The following is a 20,315-nucleotide window of genomic DNA, read 5'->3' as shown; positions in this document are numbered from 1 at the left end:
TCATCTCTATGCGAGATGACTTTTTTATTTGATCGGTGTATAGTTGATTTGTGATTCTTCATCGGTACGTATAATTTTGAAAATAACAGGACGAATCCCATCGTTGCACGAACAGATTGCGACTCCTTTTTTATCAATCCAATCTCCATAGTAGAAGGTTTCACTTTCATGGGATAAGGCAAAGACGTATTGATACATGGCTTTCCATGCCTCATCGCATAATCCTTCTGGTTTAGCATAGTCACCATAAAAGATATCCCCAACTTTATGCATTGGACATTTTCCCAGATCTTTGCATCCATATTCTTTTGCTAAATCTTCGTGAAATGTTGTTTTTAAAACTTCAATCTTACACTTTTTCAATCTTAGCACTCCTCACTTAGTTATCTTTGTGTTGCTACTAATATAATCCATGTTTTATACTTGAACAAGAATGCACTTTAAAGTAAGGTACTAACTGTTAGGAAAGTGGGGGAGAAATGATAATGAGTATGAGCGAGTTTAAAGATAAAGATTTAACAGATATTAAAGCGACACCATTTGGATATACACTTTCGATTATTGGTGGAAAGTGGAAGATGATTATTATGTTTTGGCTAGTTGAATATGAGATTTTACGCTATGGACAGTTGAAACGATTGGTTGGTCAAATTAGTGATAAGGTACTAAATACTCAGTTAAAAGAATTAGAACGAGACGGAATTATTACTCGAAAAGAATATCCACAGATTCCTCCAAGAGTTGAATATTCGTTGACACCACGTGGCTTATCATTAATGCCGATTTTAGAAGAAATATGTCACTGGGGAGAATCAAACCGAAAACAATAAATTACTTATTTTTCGATAGTTGACAAAAAACACCTTATCTTCTATAATGATTGAGATAGCTTTAATTCGGTCCCGTGAGGCTGAGAAGAACACGTTTAAAATAAAAAAATATTCCGATTATTTAATGGAATTCGTGTATCCTCTTTTAGCATACTTACAGGCTGAAAGGGGATTTTTTTATACAGACGCGGGTTAAAGCATAAAGTTAATTGGGAGGTATTTTATGAATAAAGCAGTTATCATCGCATTAGATTTTAAAAATTTTGAAGAAACAAAAGCATTCATCGATCAATTTGAAGAGTCTTTATACGTTAAAGTAGGGATGGAGCTGTTTTATGCTGAAGGTCCTCAAATCATTAAATACTTAAAAGAAAAAAATCATAAAATTTTCTTAGATTTAAAATTACATGACATTCCAAACACTGTGAAAAGCGCCATGAAAAACTTAGCGCGTCTAGGTGTGGATATGGTTAACGTTCATGCAGCAGGTACAATTCCGATGATGAAAGCTGCAATGGAAGGATTAATTGAAGGAACACCTGAAGGAATGAATCGTCCTTTATGTATTGCTGTTACCCAATTAACTTCAACAACTGAAGAAATTATGCAAGAACAAATTTTAATTAATGAAACTTTACCTAATACAGTTTTAAAATATGCAACAAATACAAAAGAAGCAGGGCTAGACGGGATTGTATGTTCGGCTTTAGAAACAAAGGAAATCCATGAAAAATTAGGATTAGACTTTGTAACATGTACGCCAGGAATTCGCCAAGCTAGTGACTCTGTAGATGATCAAAAACGCGTTGTAACGCCAGAAAAAGCACGTGAATTAGGATCAGACTATATTGTAGTCGGACGCTCAATTACCAAAGCAGAAAATCCAGTTGAAACATATCGCTTAATTAATAAACAATTTTTAGGATTATAAAATAAAAATATAAAATGATAACGATGAGGAGAGATTTCTTTATGAAACGTACAATTGCTAAACACTTATTAGATATTCATGCTGTATTATTACGCCCAGAAAATCCATTTACTTGGACTTCAGGAATCAAATCACCAATTTATTGTGACAATCGTTTAACATTATCTTACCCAGCTGTTCGTCGTGATATTGAAGCAGGATTATGCGAAATTATTAAAAATGAATATCCAGAATGTGAAATGTTAATGGGAACAGCGACAGCTGGGATTCCTCATGCCGCAATTATGGCTGGTATTTTAGACTTACCAATGGGATATGTTCGTTCATCAGCTAAAAAACACGGACGTGGAAACCAAGTTGAAGGATTAGTTAAAGAAGGGATGAAAGTAGTTGTTGTTGAAGATTTAATTTCAACAGGAAAATCTTCAATTGAAGCAGTAGAAGTATTACGCGAATTAGGATGCGATGTTTTAGGAATCGTTTCTATCTTCTCTTATGAGTTAGAATCAGGACTTAAAAATTTAGAGGCTGCATCTTGTAAAAATGTTTCTTTATGTAATTATCAAACGTTAGTTGAGGTAGCTGCTGAAGTTGGAGAAATTAGTGAAGATTCTATCGCTAAATTATCAGCATGGCGTCAAAACCCAGCAGATGAAAGTTGGTTAACAAAATAATTTTAAACATCGAGGATGCAAATGCATCCTTTTCTTGTATCTAATGATGCTTTAGATTATGATTAATACATTATAAGCAATCAACAGGAGGAAAGAATGATGAATGTTAAACGTTATTTTATCACAGGGGCATCAAGTGGAATTGGAGAAGATGTGACCAAAAAATTGATTGAATCGAATTATGAGGTCATAGGATGTGGATTAGAAGAAGAGACAGATTTTAAGCATCCTAATTTCTATTATTTCCAAGCTGATGTTACTGATTGGCAGTCGTTGACCTTAAAGTTAAAAGAAGTGATGACAGAGAATCAATTTGAAAAAATTGACGGAATTGTGACGAGTGCAGGTGTTTGTGGAGTTGCTGAAGATATTTATGGGACAACAGAAGAGCGTTTTGCTGAATTGTTCAATGTTAATGTGATGGGAACCTATAATTCAATTCGTGCAGCATTACCTTACTTACAAAATGGTGCAATTGTAACGTTGTCTTCAAGTCTTGGTACGAAACCTGTTAAAAATTGTATTGGATATTCTCCTGCTAAAGCGGCAATCTGTCAGTTAACTCAAAATTTAGCACTTGAATTAGCACCTAATATTCGTGTAAATACTGTGGCACCTTCTTATATTGATACTCCAATGACGAGAAGAGAACCAGAAAAAGATGCAATGCGTCAGGCACTAGTAGCCAATTATCCGCTGCAACGTATTGGATACATTGAAGACGTTACGCCAGCTATTTTATATTTATTAAGTGATCAAGCTTCATTTATTACAGGAGAGATTCTTCGCGTTAGTGGTGGTGGACACTTACGATAATCAAAATATTCGTTAAATTTTGATAAATTTCTCTCATTAAAATCCATTTTTATCCATATTAAAAGTTGACAAAAGAACTAATAGGAGGCATGATAAATATGTAGAAGTGTGTTCTGACATAGGCTACAACATAGTGAATAATCTTTCTGATTTAGAAAAGGGTGAAGTTATGGGAGAACGTGTTATTATTGCATCACAATCAGAGAAGTTAGTTTCAAGTATTAGATCACAAATTGTAAGCAATGGCTATGAAGTTGTGGGAGTTAGTACAGATGGGTATGAATTAATTCGTCGTGCTAAAGCTTTATCGCCAGAAGTTGTCATCATTGATGAAGACTTAGGAGGAGTGAGCATTGTATCACTTGTAGAAACACTCATTTTTGAGCGTCAAGCTGTTTTATTATTGGGGAAATCGTATCAGAAATTTTATTATCGTCAGGATCCTTATTTTGAATTTTGTGAGAAGCCAGTACAACCCATTGTTTTAGTAACGATGTTACGTGTATTGACGAAGTATGGTCAGACTGTCAGACAGTTAGAATCTAAAGTAAATCAATTAGAAGAAGCACAAAAAACGGAAAAAGCTATTCGGTTAGCGAAACGAGCTCTTCAACAAAATGAAAATATGACAGAGGACGAAGCACATCGTTATATTCAAAAGAGGAGTATGGAGCTTAGGATTAGTAAACTAGAACTTTCTGAAAGAATTTTAAAAAGTTATCAGAAAAAGAGTTGATTTTTCAAAGGGCATCTCATATAATGGAAATATAGACAAGGGCGTCTTTAAGTAGCAAATAAATAAACTAATAAATGGTGAACAATGGGGTTCATTAAGTGAAACACTTATATAGTGTTAGCTTAGTGACCCTTTTTTTGTTAGTTTAACTCATTTTACGAAGTAAAATGTAGTTAAACTATACACCTTGAGGTGTCTTCACTAGTGCTTTTAATGAGATGCGAATAAATCTTATAAAGATGACACTTTTAGGCATTCAACGGAGAATGGAAAATGTTCAGTATTTAATCAATCATTAGATAGTAAACAGAGAGTATTAAGAATTTATGAGGAGGAATTGTGTTATGGCAACTTTCACTAAAGAAGAAATTTTACGTCTTGCACATGAAGAAGGGGTAAACTTTATTCGTTTAATGTTTACAGATTTATTTGGGGTATTAAAAAATGTTGAGATTCCATTATCTCAATTAGAAAAAGCATTAAACAATCAAATGATGTTTGACGGATCATCAATTGAAGGATTCACTCGTATCCAAGAATCTGATATGTACTTATATCCAGATTATAGCACTTGGTTAGTATTCCCTTGGAATCCAGGTGAAGCTAAAATTGCTCGTTTAATCTGTGATGTTCACAACGTAGATGGAGAACCATTTGCTGGAGATCCACGTTCAAACTTACGTCGTGTCATTAAAGAAATGAACGATTTAGGATTTACTCGTTTTAACTTAGGACCAGAAGCTGAGTTCTTCTTATTCAAATTAGATGAAAATGGAATGCCAACTCGTGAATTAAATGATCACGGAGGATATTTCGATTTTGCGCCACTTGACTTAGCTGAAAACTGCCGTCGTGATATCGTAATTGAACTTGAAAAATTAGGATTCGAAATTGAAGCATCTCACCATGAGGTAGCTCCAGGACAACACGAAATCGACTTCAAATATGATGACGTATTAGCGGCATGTGACAAAATCCAAACATTCAAATTAGTAGTTAAATCAATTGCTCGTAAACATGGATTATATGCAACATTCATGCCAAAACCAATCGCTGGAATCAACGGTTCAGGAATGCACTGTAACGTATCATTGTTCAATGAAGATGGAACAAATGCATTCTATGATCCAAGTGGAGACTTACAATTAAGTGAAACAGCATATCACTTCTTAGCTGGTATCTTAACACATGTTCGTAACTTTACGGCTGTTTCAAATCCAACAGTTAACTCATATAAACGTTTAACTCCTGGATATGAAGCACCAGTATACGTAGCTTGGTCACCATCTAACCGTTCACCACTAGTACGTGTTCCTGCATCTCGTGGGATGGGAACTCGTTTGGAAGTTCGTTCAGTAGATCCATCTGCAAATCCATACTTAGCATTAGCAGCTATTTTATCAGCTGGACTTGATGGAATTAAAAACAAATTAACTCCTCCTGCATCAGTTGAAGAAAATATTTTTGAAATGAACCAAGAAGAGTTAGATGCTCATGGAATTACAGCTTTACCAGGAACTTTATTCGATGCTTTAACTTTATTAGAGCAAGATGAAGTGATTAAAGCTGCATTAGGATCACACATTTTTGAAAAATTTGTTGAAGCTAAACATCAAGAATACGATGAATATCGTTTAGCTGTTCATGATTGGGAATTAAAACGTTACATGAGCTTATTATAATAAAATCTTTTCGATTTTAGGGAGTATCAAATATAATCATTCTTTTTTGGGGGGAAACAAAAAAGAATAATCAAAGGGATACTGAATCAGTTGCAAATAGTAACTGATTCAGTATCCCTTTTCATCTATAAATAGGTGAGAAGGGATGTTATAATTTTAGTGAAATTTTTCAAATGGGTGATCAATAATGGGGATATTAGAGGAACTTAGTAATCCAACGTTCAAAGTAACAAAATCGGATAAAATTTTAATCGAATACATAAAAAACACACTGAATACGGTGGTTTATAAGCCAATATCTGAAATAGCTAAAGAATCAGGTATTGGAGAAGCGACGGTTACTCGATTTACAAAAAAATTAGGATATAGTGGTTTCCAAGAATTTAAAATTAATTTAACGAAAGAATTAACGCTTCAAGAAGAAAAAGTGATTATGAATCCTAATATAAGTTGTAATGAAGAAGTAACAGAAACAGCTATGAAATTGTTTCAGGCCACATCAGAGGTATTACATCAAACACTTGAAAAAATTAATCCACATATGATTGTACAGTGTGTGCAAATGTTAACAAAAGCACGAAAAATTTATATCATTGGAATAGGATACTCAGGGATTGTTGCGACAGATTTTAATTATAAATTAATGAGAATTGGAGCTAATAGTTTTCCCATCATAGATAGTCATACGATGTTAATGTTAGCCTCTATTATGCATCAAGATGATATTATTTTAGCAATCTCTCATTCAGGAAATACAGATGAAGTGATTGAAACCGTTCATCTGGCAAAACAGCAAGGAGCAAAAATTATCGCTTTAACTGAAAATTACAACAGTCCATTGCTTCAATTAGCCGATGTTTTTTTAACATATCAGTCAAATGAAACAACATTTGAAACAGGCTCAGTTACTTCAAAACTAGCTCAAATGTTTATGCTCGATCTCATTTACACGGAAATGATTAAAGAACAATTTGATGACGTATTAGAAAAGAAAGTTAAAACAACTGATGTTATTGTAGCGTATAAAAATAAACGCAAAAAAAATTAGATATCTAACATGTTATTTAGTCGAAAATATGTTAAGTTAGGAATAGAAGTAAAAAGTGGAATTTTAAAAGTGAACGTTGTTTCAGAAGAAGGGGCGTTAGATTTTAACATTACATCAACTGATGGAACTGATGATGAAGCTTTTAAAGATATTGTGGATAAGTGTGAAAAATATGAATGATCGGTTGAAGTGGAGGTGGAGTCAGGTGAGAGTTAAGACAGTCGATATTCATTCGATGACTGTGATGCAGGCCAAAAGTTTTTTACTTCAGACGTTCAATAAATTAGAGCCAGGGATCGAGGAAGTGATTGTTATTCATGGATTTAATCAAGGTACTTCTTTAAAAGAGTTAGTTTTACATGAATTTAAACATCCTAAAATTCAGTCAAAATATCCATCGCTGAATTCAGGTCGAACACGAATCTTTATTAAATCATAGTGTTTTTTTAGTAATCTGTTTTATAATAAGGATAGATATGAAAAAGGAGTGAAAGAGATGAAATTAATGTTTGCATCCGACATTCACGGTTCGGCGTATTGGGCTAAAAAAATTCTTGAACGCTTTGAATCAGAAGAAGCTGATTACTTAGTATTACTTGGAGATATTTTATATCATGGGCCACGTAATCCGTTGCCTCAAGATTATAATCCACAGGTTGTCATTAAATTATTAAATAGCGTTAAAGATAAAATTATTGCCGTACGTGGAAACTGCGATAGCGAAGTCGATCAAATGGTTTTAGAGTTTCCAATCATGGCAGACTATAATATCATACCATTTAAACATCGCAAGATAATGGCGAGCCATGGACATATTTATGATGAGAATAAACTTCCGATTTCACTTGCACAAGGTGATGTTTTCATTTTTGGACACATTCACGTTCCTGTTTTAAAACAACTAGAAGGAATTTATATCTTAAATCCTGGTTCAGCTACCCTTCCAAAAGAAAATCATCCCAACACTTACGCAACTTTAGTTGGGGATCATTTTAAAGTCAAAACATTTGATGGAGAAGTATATAAAGATTTACATCTAAAATAAAGAAAACTCGTCGATTAGACGAGTTTTTTCTTGTTTATTGGTTGTATGGTTCGATAAATTTTGTCATAAACTCTTCAAGCGTACCAATCTGATAATAATGCATCAGTCTTGCCACTCTTTTTCCTACAAAGGTGATATGCCAGGGTTCATACCTATATCCGGTTAAATGACTCAGTCCTTTTTGGTAACGAATAATAAATCCATACTCATGTGCATGATTATTAATCCAGTTTGATTCCTTTGTCCCTTCAAATTTATCTGATTCATGGTCTGTTTCACAAATATCAATAGCGTAGCCTGTTTGATGTTCACTGTGTCCTGCTCTTGCACTATAAGTATCCACAGCTTGCATGGAATCTTTTTTTAAGTAGTCGTGATAAAGATTTTCTTGATAATCAAATGTTCGATAGGCGGACACAACGGATAAATGACAACCTGCTACACGAGCATCTTCTTGTAGTTGTAAAAAAGCTTCTACTGTATTTTGACAGGCCTGATATGTCGAGTTAGGAAAATAAGTGAGAGTGGAAGGGATAAAGTGAGATGGCAATTTTTTATACTTATTAACGAGTAGCGGAAATACACTTGTATCTTTAATTTCTTCAATCCCTTCATAAAAGGGTCGATAAAGTCCAGCGTTGACTTGCCAGATCACATCAGATGTTTGAAGCTGTGGATTTTTAAGGGCATAATCATAATAATGTTGTAAATGTTCTTCCTTATAATAAGAATAAAATTCAAAGCGGTTCAAATCATCACCTCCCACTAGTTTATACTATAGAATATGAACCCCCTCATGCTAAACATGCATGAGGGGGTTCTGTTTTTTTGATACGCAATATTGAGTCATTTATAGATTTCTAAAACTAATATATATAATAATACGTGATGAGTGATTTTTTCAGAAAATTATATCTATTTTTTTGCCTAGCAGTTCAGGATTATTTTTTACGTAAAATGCTAGCGAACCTACATTTTAAGAATCAGTTTTAATTCATAGTAGACAGATTTATAAATTTAAATACGAGCTACATTTGTTTTTTTAGCTGTTTCTTTAACAGCCTCTGCGACTTTTTTAGCAACATCAGGATTGAATGGCGACGGAATAATGAAATCAGGTGCTAATTCATCGTCACTTACACAAGAGGCGATGGCGATTGCAGCTGCCATTTTCATTTCTTCATTGATTTTTTTAGCACGAGCGTCAAGTGCTCCACGGAAAATGCCTGGGAAGGCTAAGACGTTATTAATTTGGTTCGGGAAGTCTGAGCGTCCGGTACCAACGACTAGTGCGCCACCTTCTTTTGCTAAATCTGGCATGATTTCAGGATTTGGATTGGCCATTGCAAAGATAAAAGGATCTTTGTTCATTTTAGCAATCATTTCTTTTGTTACAATGTTAGCAACAGAGACACCGATAAATACATCGGCTCCAACTAAGGCACTTGCTAATGTATCATCCCCGATGAAATCTTCAGGATTTGTAATTTCAAGTAATTCCTTTGTTAAGAAGTCATAACGGTCTGCTTTACTTTTGTGGACAATTCCATCGATATTATATCCAATAATATTTTTAACGCCTAAAGCATGTAACATTTTAATAATAGAGCTTCCCGCTGCTCCTGTTCCACTGACGATAACTTTTAAAGATGATAGTTCTTTATTTGTTAATTTGCACGCATTAATCAATGCGGCACTCACAACAATGGCTGTTCCGTGTTGGTCATCATGAAAAACTGGAATATCCATTTCTTCGATTAAACGGCGTTCGATTTCAACGCAACGAGGTGCTGAAATATCTTCAAGGTTGATTCCACCTAAAGATGGGGCAAGTAGTTTACAAGTTTGAATGATAAGTTCTACATCTTGAGTATCGAGGCATAATGGGAAAGAATCAACATTTGCAAATTGTTTTAATAAAATTGATTTTCCCTCCATAACAGGTAGAGCTGCTTTAGGACCGATATTTCCAAGCCCTAAAACGGCTGAACCATCGGTAATAACGGCAACCATATTCCCTTTACTTGTGTATTTATAAATTTCATCTTCATTTTTAGCGATTTCACGACAAGGTTCGGCCACACCTGGCGAGTATGCTAAACTTAAATCTTCTTTTGTTTCTACCTTAACTTTTGAATTAATTTCTATTTTTCCACGAGCTGATTCGTGTAGTGCTAACGATTTTTCAAATACATTCATGATGTTTCCTCCAAATAGTAATGTTTTTTAGTTTTGAGTTGAATATAGACTATTACCGTAACAATCCGTTGCTACGATAACAGGGAAATCTTCTACATATAGGCGTCTAATGGCCTCTGTACCTAAATCATCAAATGCAATGACTTCGCATTCTTTAATTTGTTTTGCAAGTAATGCAGCGGCTCCACCTACTGCAGCAAAATAAATACCAGTATTTTGTTTCATTGATTCAATAACTAGTTCATTTCTTGGCCCTTTTCCAATCATTCCACTTAACCCAAGTTCTAGTAAAGTTGGAGAGTAGGCATCCATTCGATAACTGGTTGTTGGACCTGCAGAACCAATAACGGCTCCAGGTTTTTCAGGTGTTGGACCAACATAATAGATGATATTATCTTTTAAATCAAAAGGAAGAGGTTCATTATGTTCGATTAATTCAATTAAACGTTTATGAGCGGCATCACGTGCCGTATAAATAACACCTGTTATTTTAACCATATCTCCAGCTTTTAATGTTTTAACGATATCCTTTGTTAAAGGTGTTTGTAAATTTATCATGACGGCCCCCTAAAAAATTTCTGTTAAATGTCTAGAAGCGTGACATTGGATGTTTACGGCCACGGGAAGCGATGCGATGTGACATGGATAGGTGTTAACTTTAACGGCTAACGCTGTTGTAACCCCTCCAAATCCCATTGGACCAATATTTAATTCGTTAATTTCTTTTAATAGTTCAGTTTCTAATTTAGCGGCAATCTCATCTTGCGACTGGTCTTTTATTTCACGCATTAAAGCTTGTTTTGAAAGAAGGGCACATTTTTCAAAGTTACCACCGATTCCAATCCCAACAATAATCGGAGGACATGGATTTCCACCTGCTTTTAAGACAGTATCAATAACGAACCGTTTAACTCCTTCATATCCATCTGATGGTTTTAACATTGAAATTGCGCTGACGTTTTCACTTCCGGCACCTTTAGGAGCAATGGTAATTTTTAATTGATCCCCTTCTGTAAAATTATAGTGGATAATAGCGGGAGTATTATCCTTTGTATTAATACGGTGAAGCGGGTGAGCGACGACCGATTTTCTTAAATATCCTTTTTCGTATCCACGACGAATTCCTTCATGTATCGCAGCTTCAAGATTTCCAATGAGTTGAAGCTCGTGGCCAATTTCTACAAATACAACGACAATTCCTGTATCCTGGCACATTGGAACGTGATCTTTTGATGCAATTTCATCATTTTCTATAATTTGAGAAAGGATGGTTTTTCCTAGAGTAGAGGTTTCGACATCTTTTGCCATTCTTAATGTGTTAAATAATGAGTGACTGGCATAATAATTAGCTTCAATACACATTTGTTCAATTTTTGGAATAATACTTGAGACTTCAAGTTTTTTCATCTATAAAATCCCTCCTTATTACCTAATATTTTACAGTAATATAGAATATAATAAAAGGGAAACGACGAGCTTATAAATTTTGTTAGAGTGTCTTTCATTGATAGTAGAGATTTAATAAGAAATAATATTCCAAAATAACCACAAAATTATATTTTTGGTACAAAATTTCTTTTATTTTAGGGTGGAAAAATGTCTAATTTTGTAATTGATTACAATTATCATTAAATTTTGAAAAAAATAATAGAGAAGCACTATAAAAGGTAAAATATCTTTAACAACTTAGGCCAAAGTTTGATATAATACAATAGGTATTCGTGTAGAACAGAAAGGAAGAGCGTCAATGGAAGTGATTAAAATAGAAGGAGGACGTCCTTTAAGAGGAACAGTCCGAATTGACAGTGCTAAAAATAGTACAGTTGCTTTAATTCCTGCGGCCATTTTAGCGGATTCTTCAGTTATATTAGAAGGCGTTCCACAAATTGTTGACGTCGATCATCTAGGAATGATGATTGAACAATTAAATGGTACATATAAGTTAGAAAATGATGAATTAATTATAGATCCTACAAACTTAATAAATACACCGTTAATTGAGGGTGCAGTCAATAAATTACGAGCTTCATATTATTTCATGGGAGCTTTGCTTGGAAAATTTAAAGAAGCGGTAATTGGAATGCCAGGAGGTTGTTATCTTGGACCTCGTCCGATTGATTTACATTTAAAAGGATTTGAAGCGTTAGGGGCAACCATTACTCAAGAAGCAGGGGCTATCAAATTAAAAGCGGATGTTTTACGTGGGGCAAAAATCTATCTAGATTTCCCATCAGTAGGGGCGACAATTAACATTATGTTAGCAGCTGTAAAAGCTGAGGGAACAACCGTGATTGAAAATGCAGCAAAAGAACCTGAAATTGTTGATATTGCAAACTTATTAAATAGTATGGGAGCAAAAATCAAAGGAGCAGGAACAGGAGAAATCCGTATTCAAGGGGTTGAAAAACTTCATGGAACTCGTCATGCAATTATTCCAGACCGTATTGAAGCGGGAACTTATATTACATTAGCAGCTGTAGCGGGAGAAGAAGTGAAAATTGATAATATCATTCCTCATCACTTAGAAGCATTAATTGCTAAATTACGTGAAATGGGTGTTGATATCGATGTTTTCACCGATCATGTGATTGTACGTGGATTAAAATCAATGAAAGCTGTAGATTTTAAAACCAGCACATATCCAGGACTAGCAACAGATTTACAACAACCATTAGTGACTTTATTAACTCAATCAACAGGAGTTGGAATGGTGACAGATACAATCTACTCTGACCGTTTTAAAAACTGCTTTGAGTTAAATAAAATGGGAGCTAATATCAAGGTACAAGGCAATTCAGCTATCGTTCAAGGTCCTAGCAAATTATATGCAGCACGCGTTAAAGCAACGGACTTAAGAGCAGGAGCATCACTTGTTATCGCTGGATTAGTTGCACAAGGTGTAACTGAAATCTCAAACACATATCATATTGATCGAGGATACTCGAACATTGAACAAAAATTAAATAACATCGGTGCCAAAGTATGGCGTGAAGATGTAAATGAGTAATAAAAAAATCAATAGAACATAATTGAAAAGCTTTATAGGATATAGGTGAAAAAATTAGAAAATTGGGAATATTTTTATTGCCGGATTCGTAAAATTTATATTGCACCATAACTATAAATCTAGTATAATTCTATTGTTATATAGACTTTCTCTGATTTAAAAATTAATCAGGGCCGAAGGAGTGAAAGAAATGAAACAAGGAATCCATCCAGAATACAACCGTATTAACGTAGTATGTACTACATGTGGAAACGAATTCGAAAGCGGATCTGTTAAGAAAGAAATCCGTGTTGACACTTGCTCAAACTGTCACCCATTCTATACAGGACGTCAAAAATTCGCTCAAGCTGACGGACGTATCGAACGCTTCAACAAAAAATACGGAATCAATTCTAAATAGTTTTGATACTAAAACACCACCATTTGTGTGGTGTTTTTTTTATACTTATAAAAATGAATATCTTCTCTTTTACTCATTTTTATCTTATTTTTCGAATATTTTTTCATTTCGTTCTTTTGATAGGATATAATCTGGATTTTTGTTACCGTACTATTAAATAAAATCATAAAATTAAAAATGTATCTGATAATGAGACTGCTTTATCATTGATGTGTGAAAGCATAAAAAACAATACAGCATGAACAAGTCATCATTTTTTTTAGAATCAATAGAAGTAAAGTTGTAAGGTAAAATTTAGCAAATTATTTTAATTTGTGAAAATAGTAATAACGCTTTCTTTTGGTAAGGAACTGTGATAGAATCCAAATTGTACAAGAAAAGATTATAACGTTAAATTGCCAAGCGATAACAATCCGTTTATTCTTGTTAAAATGTTTTTTACCCTAATTGAAAAGAGGCTTCCGAATGAATCGGAAGTCTCTTTTTGATAAGAAAGACAATTTGTGAAAAAACGGATTAGGGGGAAGGAAAAAGGTTAATTTAATTATTAATCTTATAAAATGAAGGGGATGAATAAAATATGAAATGTGAAGTGATTGTAATCAAAAAATCTAATCAAACAAAATAAATTAGATTTAGCTATTCAGGAATTAATGGACTATGCGGATAAAACGGGGGCAAACAATATTGTAGTCAATCATTATTGGTCACAACAAAAATTACAACAATTAATTGAAGAACAATGCAAAGATGAATATATGCATTGGATTACCGTCTATGATTCAATTTCCCATATTGAAACTTTAAAAGCACCTTGGTTTTATCGTGATGAATTAGGAAACTTTTATAATATAAATGAAATGATACTTGAATTAACACTTAAAAAAATTGAGAATAATGTAAAATCAGCATAATTGGGGATAAGTCTGAAAAGTAGGGGAAAACAATGAGGGATGATCAGAAAAGTACACGAGAAAAACATTTGAAATTACTTGGTAAAAGTTTTCCAAGTATTGATAGTGCTGCTACAGAAATTATTAATTTAGAAGCAATATTGAACTTACCGAAAGGAACAGAACATTTTTTGACAGATATTCATGGGGAGTATGAACCTTTTATACATGTTTTAAAAAATGGTTCAGGAGTTGTAAAGGTTAAGATTGAAGAAGTTTTTCGAAATACCTTGCTAGATAGCGAGAAAAAGTCACTAGCTACGTTGGTCTATTATCCAGAACAAAAAATTGAGATGGTTGAAAAGCAATTTGACAAGATGGATGACTGGTACCGAGTTAATTTATATCGACTCATTGAACTTTGTCGAAATGCTTCAAGTAAGTACACGCGGTCTAAAGTTAGAAAAGCTTTACCAGAGGATTTTCGATATATCATTGAAGAATTGTTACATGAGCAAGAAAATGGCATTGATAAGCATGATTACTATGATGGAATCATTAATACGATTATTGAAGTCGGAAAGGCACGGGAGTTTATTATTGCCTTATCTAATCTTATTCAACGTCTTGTTATTGATCGCCTACACATTATCGGAGATATTTACGATCGTGGACCAAGGCCCGATATTATTATGGATACTCTTTTGAATTATCATAGCGTCGATATCCAATGGGGAAATCACGATATTGTGTGGATGGGCGCTGCATCTGGTCATCAGGCTTGTATCGCCAACGTTTTAAGAGTTTCAGCACGTTATAATAATTTAGATGTTATAGAAGATGCCTACGGTATCAACTTATTGCCACTTGCAACTTTTGCTATGCATGCCTATCAAGATGATCCATGTCATGCCTTTCAAATTTTAGATAATCGTAAGGAAGATTATGCGATGGGAGAATTTGAACTAATTTCCAAAATGCATAAAGCAATTACGATTATTCAATTAAAATTAGAGTATGATATCATCACGAAACATCCAGAATTTGAAATGACACATCGACTTTTATTACATAAAATCAATTATAAAGCAGGAACAATTGATTTAAACGGACAAACTTATCCACTGACTGATACCCATTTTCCAACGATTAATCCTCATCAGCCATATGAGCTAACAGATGAAGAGAGAAATGTTATTGAACGCCTAACGATTTCTTTTATTAACAGTGACAAATTACAAAAACATGTGCGTTTTTTGTTTAAGTGTGGCAGCATGTATTTAAAATATAATTCGAATCTCTTATTTCATGGATGCATTCCCATGAATGAGGATAAAACATTTCAAGAAATGACGATTCAAAATAAACGGTATAAAGGAAAAAAACTACTAGATCAATTTGAAGTTATGGCAAGAGAGGGTTATTTTAATCAAAATAATCTTGAAGATAAGCAGTATGGGATGGATATCATGTGGTATTTATGGTGTGGGGCAAAATCCTCTTTATTTGGAAAAGAATCAATGACAATGTTTGAACGCTATTTTTTAGAAGATAAAAAGCTCATGGTTGAGAAAAAGAATGCCTATTATAAGTTTCGTGATGATGAAGAAATGTGTAACTTGATTTTTGAAGAATTTGGACTTGATCAATGCGAGTCTCGTATTGTTAATGGACATGTTCCCGTTAAAAAAAAGGATGGTGAAAGTCCGATTAAAGCAAATGGAAAATTGCTTGTCATTGATGGTGGATTTTCGAGGACGTATCAACGGAAAACGGGGATTGCAGGCTATACGCTGATTTATAATTCATACGGGCTACAAATTGTCGCTCACGAACCTTTCGAATCAACAGAAAAAGCCATCGCTCTTGAATTGGATATTTTATCCACAAGAGTCGTTGTCGAAAAAATATTAGTAAGAAAGCGGGTAAGGGACACTGATGTTGGCCTTGAATTAATGGATCAGATTGATGATTTGAAATTACTTTTAAATTCCTATCGTCGAGGCTCTATGAAATTTTAAAAATCTTCTGTATAAAAGTTTGATCATTGGATAGTCTATGTCTATCGTAAAATTATTTTTTCAGTATTTCTATGTTTGAAGTGAGGTTTCCATGTCAGAGTGGAGACCTCTTTTTAATAAAGGAAATAGTTTGTGAAATTTTCAAAAGTAATGATAGATAAAACAAAAGATGATTCACGAAATTAAAACTTTACTTCATTAAAATAGATTATAGTGAGAAATATAGTTCAGATGAGAAAAACTAGCCCTAAACAATTTACAAGATTTTATTTACAATAGTCAAAAAAGTAGTTGACCTTTACGCAACGTTAACCTGTATGATAAAGATGAAAGGAGGAATTTGAAGATGGAATATACTATTTTAAAGTTAGCACATCTTGCAGGGATTAGTACGAGAACGTTACGTTATTATGATGAAATTGATTTGTTAAAGCCGGCTCGAATGAGTTCGTCAGGATATCGTATCTACTCACAAAAAGAAGTTGATCAACTTCAACAGATTTTATTTTATAAAGAATTAGGCATTGGACTTGATGAGATTAAACAGATAATCAACAATCCACAGTTTGATGATATGCAAGCTTTACAAGACCATTATCAAAAACTCCTTGAAAAAAGAAAACAGATTGATACTATGATTGAAACCGTACAATTAACGATTCAATCTCGTAAAGGAGAGATAAAAATGACAGATAAACAAAAATTTGAAGGATTAAAAAAACAATTAATTGAAGAAAACGAACAAAGATATGGACAGGAACTTCGTGAAAAATACGGAGAAGATGTCATTAATCATTCTAATAAACAATTCAAAAACTTATCAAAAGAACAATATGAAGCAATGAACCAATTATCATATGAAATTTTAGCATTACTTGAAGAGGCGATGGAGACTAATAATCCAGAAAGTGAACTCGCTCAAGTTTTAGCTAAAAAACATCATGAATGGTTAGGGTATACATGGCCATCATATAGTAAAGAAGCCCACGCAGGCTTGGCCCAAATGTATGTAGCGGACCCACGATTTACAGCTTACTATGATGAAAAAATAAAACCAGGAGCTGCACAATTTTTATGCGATGCTATCCTGGTATATACAAAATAATAAGAGAGGGACATTTCATTTGAGATGTCCCTTTTAAATATAAATATAAGAAATATTTTATGTTTTTTTGTTAAAATCTTAACAAGATATCATTTTTATATAGCCATCCTCATATGAAACAATTTATAATAGAGAATGGTTCAAAATTTTTGAAGAATTTTGACGATAATATAGTGAAAAAGTATCGATAAGCTCAAAGCTAGAAGAAGATATCACATATTTGAGGAGGGATATACGGATGGCTTTTAAAGATATTCAGCATTTTATGCGATTTTTAGAAGATAGAGGGGAATTAGTCCGCGTTAAAGCCGAAGTCGATGCCGATTTAGAAATTACAGAAATTACGGATCGAGTGTCTAAAAATTACGGTAAGGCTTTATTATTTGAAAATGTTAAAGGATCTGATTATCCTGTCTTAATTAATTCAATGGGAAGTGAAGAGCGAATGAGCTGGGCACTTGGCGTTGAAAAATTAGAAGATGTTGAGCGAGATATTGCAGATTTAATTAATATGCAAAATTATATGAAAATTCCAAGTCTGATTAAATCAGTGCCAAACTTAATGCGTTTGTTAGCTGTTTTACCTTGGAAATTACCTATTAAAGGAGCGTGTCAGGAAGTAATTGAGCATGATCCTGACTTATCCACACTTCCAGTTTTAAAGTGTTGGCCAGATGATGGAGGAAAATTCTTTACGTTACCTTTAGTTATGACAAAAGACCCAGATACAGGTGTTCAAAACACGGGGATGTACCGCATGCAGATCTTTGATAAGAACACGACAGGAATGCACTGGCATTGGCATAAAGATGGTCGAGAAATTTATGATAAGTATCGTAAATTAGGTGGTAAGATGCCAGTTTCAGTCGCGATTGGATGTGATCCAGCCTTAATTTTCTCAGCCATTTCACCATTACCAAAAATGATTGATGAAATGATGTTTGCAGGATATTTACGTAAGCGTCCAGTTAAGATGGTTAAATCGATTACAAACGATATTTACGTACCAGCAGATGCCGAATTTATATTAGAGGGATATGTGGATGTAAATGAAGCGTTACGTTTAGAAGGTCCATTTGGGGATCATACGGGGTACTATTCATTAGCAGATATGTATCCAGCCTTCCACGTGACATGCATAACTCATAAGAAAAATCCAGTTTATCCAGCGACGATTGTTGGACGTCCACCAATGGAAGATTGCTATATGAGTAAAGCAACAGAACGTGCATTTTTACCGTTATTAAAAATGATTTATCCAGAAATTGTGGATTACTCATTACCATTTGAAGGGGTATTCCATAACTGTGTCATCGTTTCAATCAAAAAACGATTCCCAGGTCATGGTAAAAAAGTGATGAACTCTTTATGGGGAATGGGGCAAATGATGTACGCTAAAATGATTATCGTCGTTGATGCTGACATTAATCCACATGATACTAAAGCTGTTGCTAAACAAGTCTTTGAAAGTTTGGACATGACAAAAGATTTAGTCTTCTCGCAAGGTCCGCTTGATGCCCTAGATCATGCCTCATCAACTGATCATTATGGTTATAGATTAGGAGTCGATGCGACTCGTAAATTTGACGTTGAAGGAACTGAATCGAAATGGGACATTAAAATCCAAGACGATATGACGGCATACTTATCAACTCATGAAAAAATATTAAATTTTGATTATCCAATGTCAGACGTTTTACAAGGATGCCTAGTTGTTTCAATCAAAAAAGAAAGCAAGGATGATGTGCGTCAGTTAATGGAAGAATTATGGTCACAAGATGCTATGAAATATAATAAATTCTTAATTGTTGTTGACGAGGATGTTGATTCAACAGATACATCAAAAGTTGCATGGAAAGTCTTTAATAATATTGATGCTATGCGTGATTTAGTCATTCGTGAGGTTCCATCTGAACAGTTTGGGCATCGTTTAGGAATCGATGCAACGAAAAAGTTAGCAATGGATGGTCATCAACGCGTTTGGCCAGATGATATTGTCATGTCAGATGATGTAAAAGAAAAAGTCACACGTAGATGGAGTGAGTATGGAATTGATTAAGAAAATAGGAAAAAAAATTAATGACTACGGAGTACTAGTCATGTTCTCACATACCATTTTCTCATTGTCATTTGCTTTAATTTCAATGTTACTTGCAGGAAATGGAAAGTTAAATTTTAGAGTTATCTTTTGGATTTTAGTTGCATTTATGTCAGCCCGAACAGGAGCGAATGCCTTAAATCGTGTCATTGATGCTGAAATTGATGCCAAAAATCCACGAACAGCAACACGTCAATTACCACAGGGATTAATGAATAAAAAAGAAATTTTAATTTTTGTTGTGATCTGTTTTGCTATTATGGTCTTTGCAGCATGGCAGTTAAATACCATTTGTTTTATCTTATCCCCAATCGCGTTATTCTTAATGACGATTTATTCATACACGAAACGTTTTACTTGGATGTGTCACTTAGTCCTTGGAATTACTTCGGCAGCAGCACCAGTTGGAGCATGGCTTGCCGTAACAGGAAAAATTTCATTAATTCCACTTGCGATGGGAGCTGCTAATACATTATGGGTAGCAGGGTTTGATATCATTTACGGTGCTCAAGATTATGATTTTGATACGAAAAATGGAATTCATTCCATTCCGGCTCGCTTTGGAGTGAAAAATGCCTTACATATTTCATCGGTATTTCATGTTTTAGCTGTCATTTTCTTACTTATGGTTGGCTTATTAGCTCCGCAATTGGGTATAATTTATTATGGCGGTTTATTAATAAATATGGTATTATTTGTAATTCAACACAGGTTAGTGAAGCCAGATAATTTAACAAATGTTAAAATCGCTTCTTATAGTATTAATCAAGTTATCAGTATTGTCTTTTTAGTGACAGGATTACTTGATTGTTTAATTTAGGAGATTAATC

The 20,315-nt window shown here is 33.9% G+C and carries 22 protein-coding genes; 17 read left to right on the top strand and 5 right to left on the bottom strand.

Annotated features, from left to right (window positions below):
• Positions 1-24: 24 nt before the first annotated feature.
• The gene (locus HMPREF9402_RS11735) at positions 25-372 is read right to left on the bottom strand and encodes a TIGR04076 family protein (protein WP_237701285.1); all 348 of its coding nucleotides are present in this window, start codon (positions 370-372) and stop codon (positions 25-27) included.
• 113 nt (positions 373-485) lie between these two features.
• Between HMPREF9402_RS11735 and HMPREF9402_RS11730 the strand changes: the two genes are divergently transcribed.
• The 10 genes from HMPREF9402_RS11730 (at position 486) to yfcE (ending at position 7,762) form a co-directional block, all read left to right on the top strand.
• Positions 486-830, top strand: a complete 345-nt coding sequence (locus tag HMPREF9402_RS11730) for a winged helix-turn-helix transcriptional regulator (protein ID WP_006785316.1) — start codon at positions 486-488, stop codon at positions 828-830.
• A gap of 223 nt (positions 831-1,053) precedes the next feature.
• Positions 1,054-1,761: an orotidine-5'-phosphate decarboxylase gene (pyrF, locus tag HMPREF9402_RS11725; protein WP_006785315.1), complete on the top strand. Its 708-nt coding sequence runs from the start codon at positions 1,054-1,056 to the stop codon at positions 1,759-1,761.
• 41 nt (positions 1,762-1,802) lie between these two features.
• The gene (gene pyrE / locus HMPREF9402_RS11720) at positions 1,803-2,435 is read left to right on the top strand and encodes an orotate phosphoribosyltransferase (RefSeq protein WP_006785314.1); all 633 of its coding nucleotides are present in this window, start codon (positions 1,803-1,805) and stop codon (positions 2,433-2,435) included.
• A gap of 99 nt (positions 2,436-2,534) precedes the next feature.
• On the top strand, positions 2,535-3,251 hold the full coding sequence (locus tag HMPREF9402_RS11715) for an SDR family NAD(P)-dependent oxidoreductase (protein ID WP_229040130.1): 717 nt from the start codon (positions 2,535-2,537) through the stop codon (positions 3,249-3,251).
• A 169-nt stretch (positions 3,252-3,420) separates the two neighbouring features.
• On the top strand, positions 3,421-3,987 hold the full coding sequence (locus HMPREF9402_RS11710) for an ANTAR domain-containing response regulator (RefSeq protein ID WP_006785312.1): 567 nt from the start codon (positions 3,421-3,423) through the stop codon (positions 3,985-3,987).
• A 344-nt stretch (positions 3,988-4,331) separates the two neighbouring features.
• A complete protein-coding gene (gene glnA, locus HMPREF9402_RS11705) occupies positions 4,332-5,669 on the top strand; it encodes a type I glutamate--ammonia ligase (protein WP_006785311.1) in 1,338 nt (445 codons plus the stop codon).
• Between the two features lie 187 nt (positions 5,670-5,856).
• Entirely contained in the window at positions 5,857-6,717 is an 861-nt protein-coding gene (locus tag HMPREF9402_RS11700; protein WP_006785310.1) for a MurR/RpiR family transcriptional regulator, read from the top strand.
• A gap of 9 nt (positions 6,718-6,726) precedes the next feature.
• Entirely contained in the window at positions 6,727-6,897 is a 171-nt protein-coding gene (locus HMPREF9402_RS14620; protein ID WP_009607435.1) for a hypothetical protein, read from the top strand.
• Between the two features lie 25 nt (positions 6,898-6,922).
• Complete coding sequence (locus HMPREF9402_RS11695) at positions 6,923-7,156, top strand: hypothetical protein (protein ID WP_006785309.1); 234 nt, start codon at positions 6,923-6,925, stop codon at positions 7,154-7,156.
• A gap of 57 nt (positions 7,157-7,213) precedes the next feature.
• Positions 7,214-7,762: a phosphodiesterase gene (gene yfcE, locus HMPREF9402_RS11690; RefSeq protein ID WP_006785308.1), complete on the top strand. Its 549-nt coding sequence runs from the start codon at positions 7,214-7,216 to the stop codon at positions 7,760-7,762.
• Positions 7,763-7,796: 34 nt separating this feature from the next.
• Here the strand turns inward: yfcE and HMPREF9402_RS11685 are convergent, their stop codons facing one another.
• The 4 genes from HMPREF9402_RS11685 to HMPREF9402_RS11670 all read right to left on the bottom strand — a co-directional run bounded on the left by HMPREF9402_RS11685 (position 7,797) and on the right by HMPREF9402_RS11670 (position 11,368).
• Entirely contained in the window at positions 7,797-8,513 is a 717-nt protein-coding gene (locus HMPREF9402_RS11685; protein ID WP_006785307.1) for a M15 family metallopeptidase, read from the bottom strand.
• Positions 8,514-8,779: 266 nt separating this feature from the next.
• On the bottom strand, positions 8,780-9,961 hold the full coding sequence (locus HMPREF9402_RS11680; RefSeq protein ID WP_006785306.1) for an NAD(P)-dependent malic enzyme: 1,182 nt from the start codon (positions 9,959-9,961) through the stop codon (positions 8,780-8,782).
• A 27-nt stretch (positions 9,962-9,988) separates the two neighbouring features.
• Positions 9,989-10,519: a Fe-S-containing hydro-lyase gene (locus tag HMPREF9402_RS11675; protein ID WP_006785305.1), complete on the bottom strand. Its 531-nt coding sequence runs from the start codon at positions 10,517-10,519 to the stop codon at positions 9,989-9,991.
• A gap of 9 nt (positions 10,520-10,528) precedes the next feature.
• Positions 10,529-11,368, bottom strand: a complete 840-nt coding sequence (locus HMPREF9402_RS11670) for a fumarate hydratase (protein WP_006785304.1) — start codon at positions 11,366-11,368, stop codon at positions 10,529-10,531.
• A 340-nt stretch (positions 11,369-11,708) separates the two neighbouring features.
• On the opposite strand from HMPREF9402_RS11670, the gene HMPREF9402_RS11665 reads away from it, so the two are divergent.
• The 7 genes from HMPREF9402_RS11665 (at position 11,709) to HMPREF9402_RS11635 (ending at position 20,305) form a co-directional block, all read left to right on the top strand.
• Positions 11,709-12,968, top strand: a complete 1,260-nt coding sequence (locus HMPREF9402_RS11665) for a UDP-N-acetylglucosamine 1-carboxyvinyltransferase (protein WP_006785303.1) — start codon at positions 11,709-11,711, stop codon at positions 12,966-12,968.
• A 190-nt stretch (positions 12,969-13,158) separates the two neighbouring features.
• Positions 13,159-13,368, top strand: a complete 210-nt coding sequence (rpmE, locus tag HMPREF9402_RS11660; RefSeq protein ID WP_006785302.1) for a 50S ribosomal protein L31 — start codon at positions 13,159-13,161, stop codon at positions 13,366-13,368.
• Positions 13,369-14,021: 653 nt separating this feature from the next.
• Positions 14,022-14,282 (top strand): hypothetical protein, encoded by a 261-nt coding sequence (locus HMPREF9402_RS11655; RefSeq protein WP_009607448.1) that lies wholly within the window; start codon positions 14,022-14,024, stop codon positions 14,280-14,282.
• A 32-nt stretch (positions 14,283-14,314) separates the two neighbouring features.
• Complete coding sequence (locus HMPREF9402_RS11650) at positions 14,315-16,282, top strand: fructose-bisphosphatase class III (protein ID WP_009607449.1); 1,968 nt, start codon at positions 14,315-14,317, stop codon at positions 16,280-16,282.
• A gap of 346 nt (positions 16,283-16,628) precedes the next feature.
• Entirely contained in the window at positions 16,629-17,387 is a 759-nt protein-coding gene (locus HMPREF9402_RS11645; RefSeq protein WP_009607442.1) for a MerR family transcriptional regulator, read from the top strand.
• A 238-nt stretch (positions 17,388-17,625) separates the two neighbouring features.
• Positions 17,626-19,446 carry a menaquinone biosynthesis decarboxylase gene (locus HMPREF9402_RS11640; RefSeq protein WP_006785063.1) on the top strand — a complete coding sequence of 607 codons (1,821 nt, stop codon included), beginning with the start codon at positions 17,626-17,628 and terminating at the stop codon, positions 19,444-19,446.
• The gene (locus HMPREF9402_RS11635) at positions 19,433-20,305 is read left to right on the top strand and encodes a UbiA-like polyprenyltransferase (RefSeq protein WP_006785064.1); all 873 of its coding nucleotides are present in this window, start codon (positions 19,433-19,435) and stop codon (positions 20,303-20,305) included. The genes HMPREF9402_RS11640 and HMPREF9402_RS11635 overlap by 14 nt, the downstream gene beginning before the upstream one ends.
• Positions 20,306-20,315: the final 10 nt, after the last annotated feature.

This window comes from Turicibacter sp. HGF1, assembly GCF_000191865.1.
GTDB classification, from domain to species: domain Bacteria; phylum Bacillota_I; class Bacilli_A; order MOL361; family Turicibacteraceae; genus Turicibacter; species Turicibacter sanguinis.
This window is presented reverse-complemented; position numbering and strand designations above follow the sequence as displayed.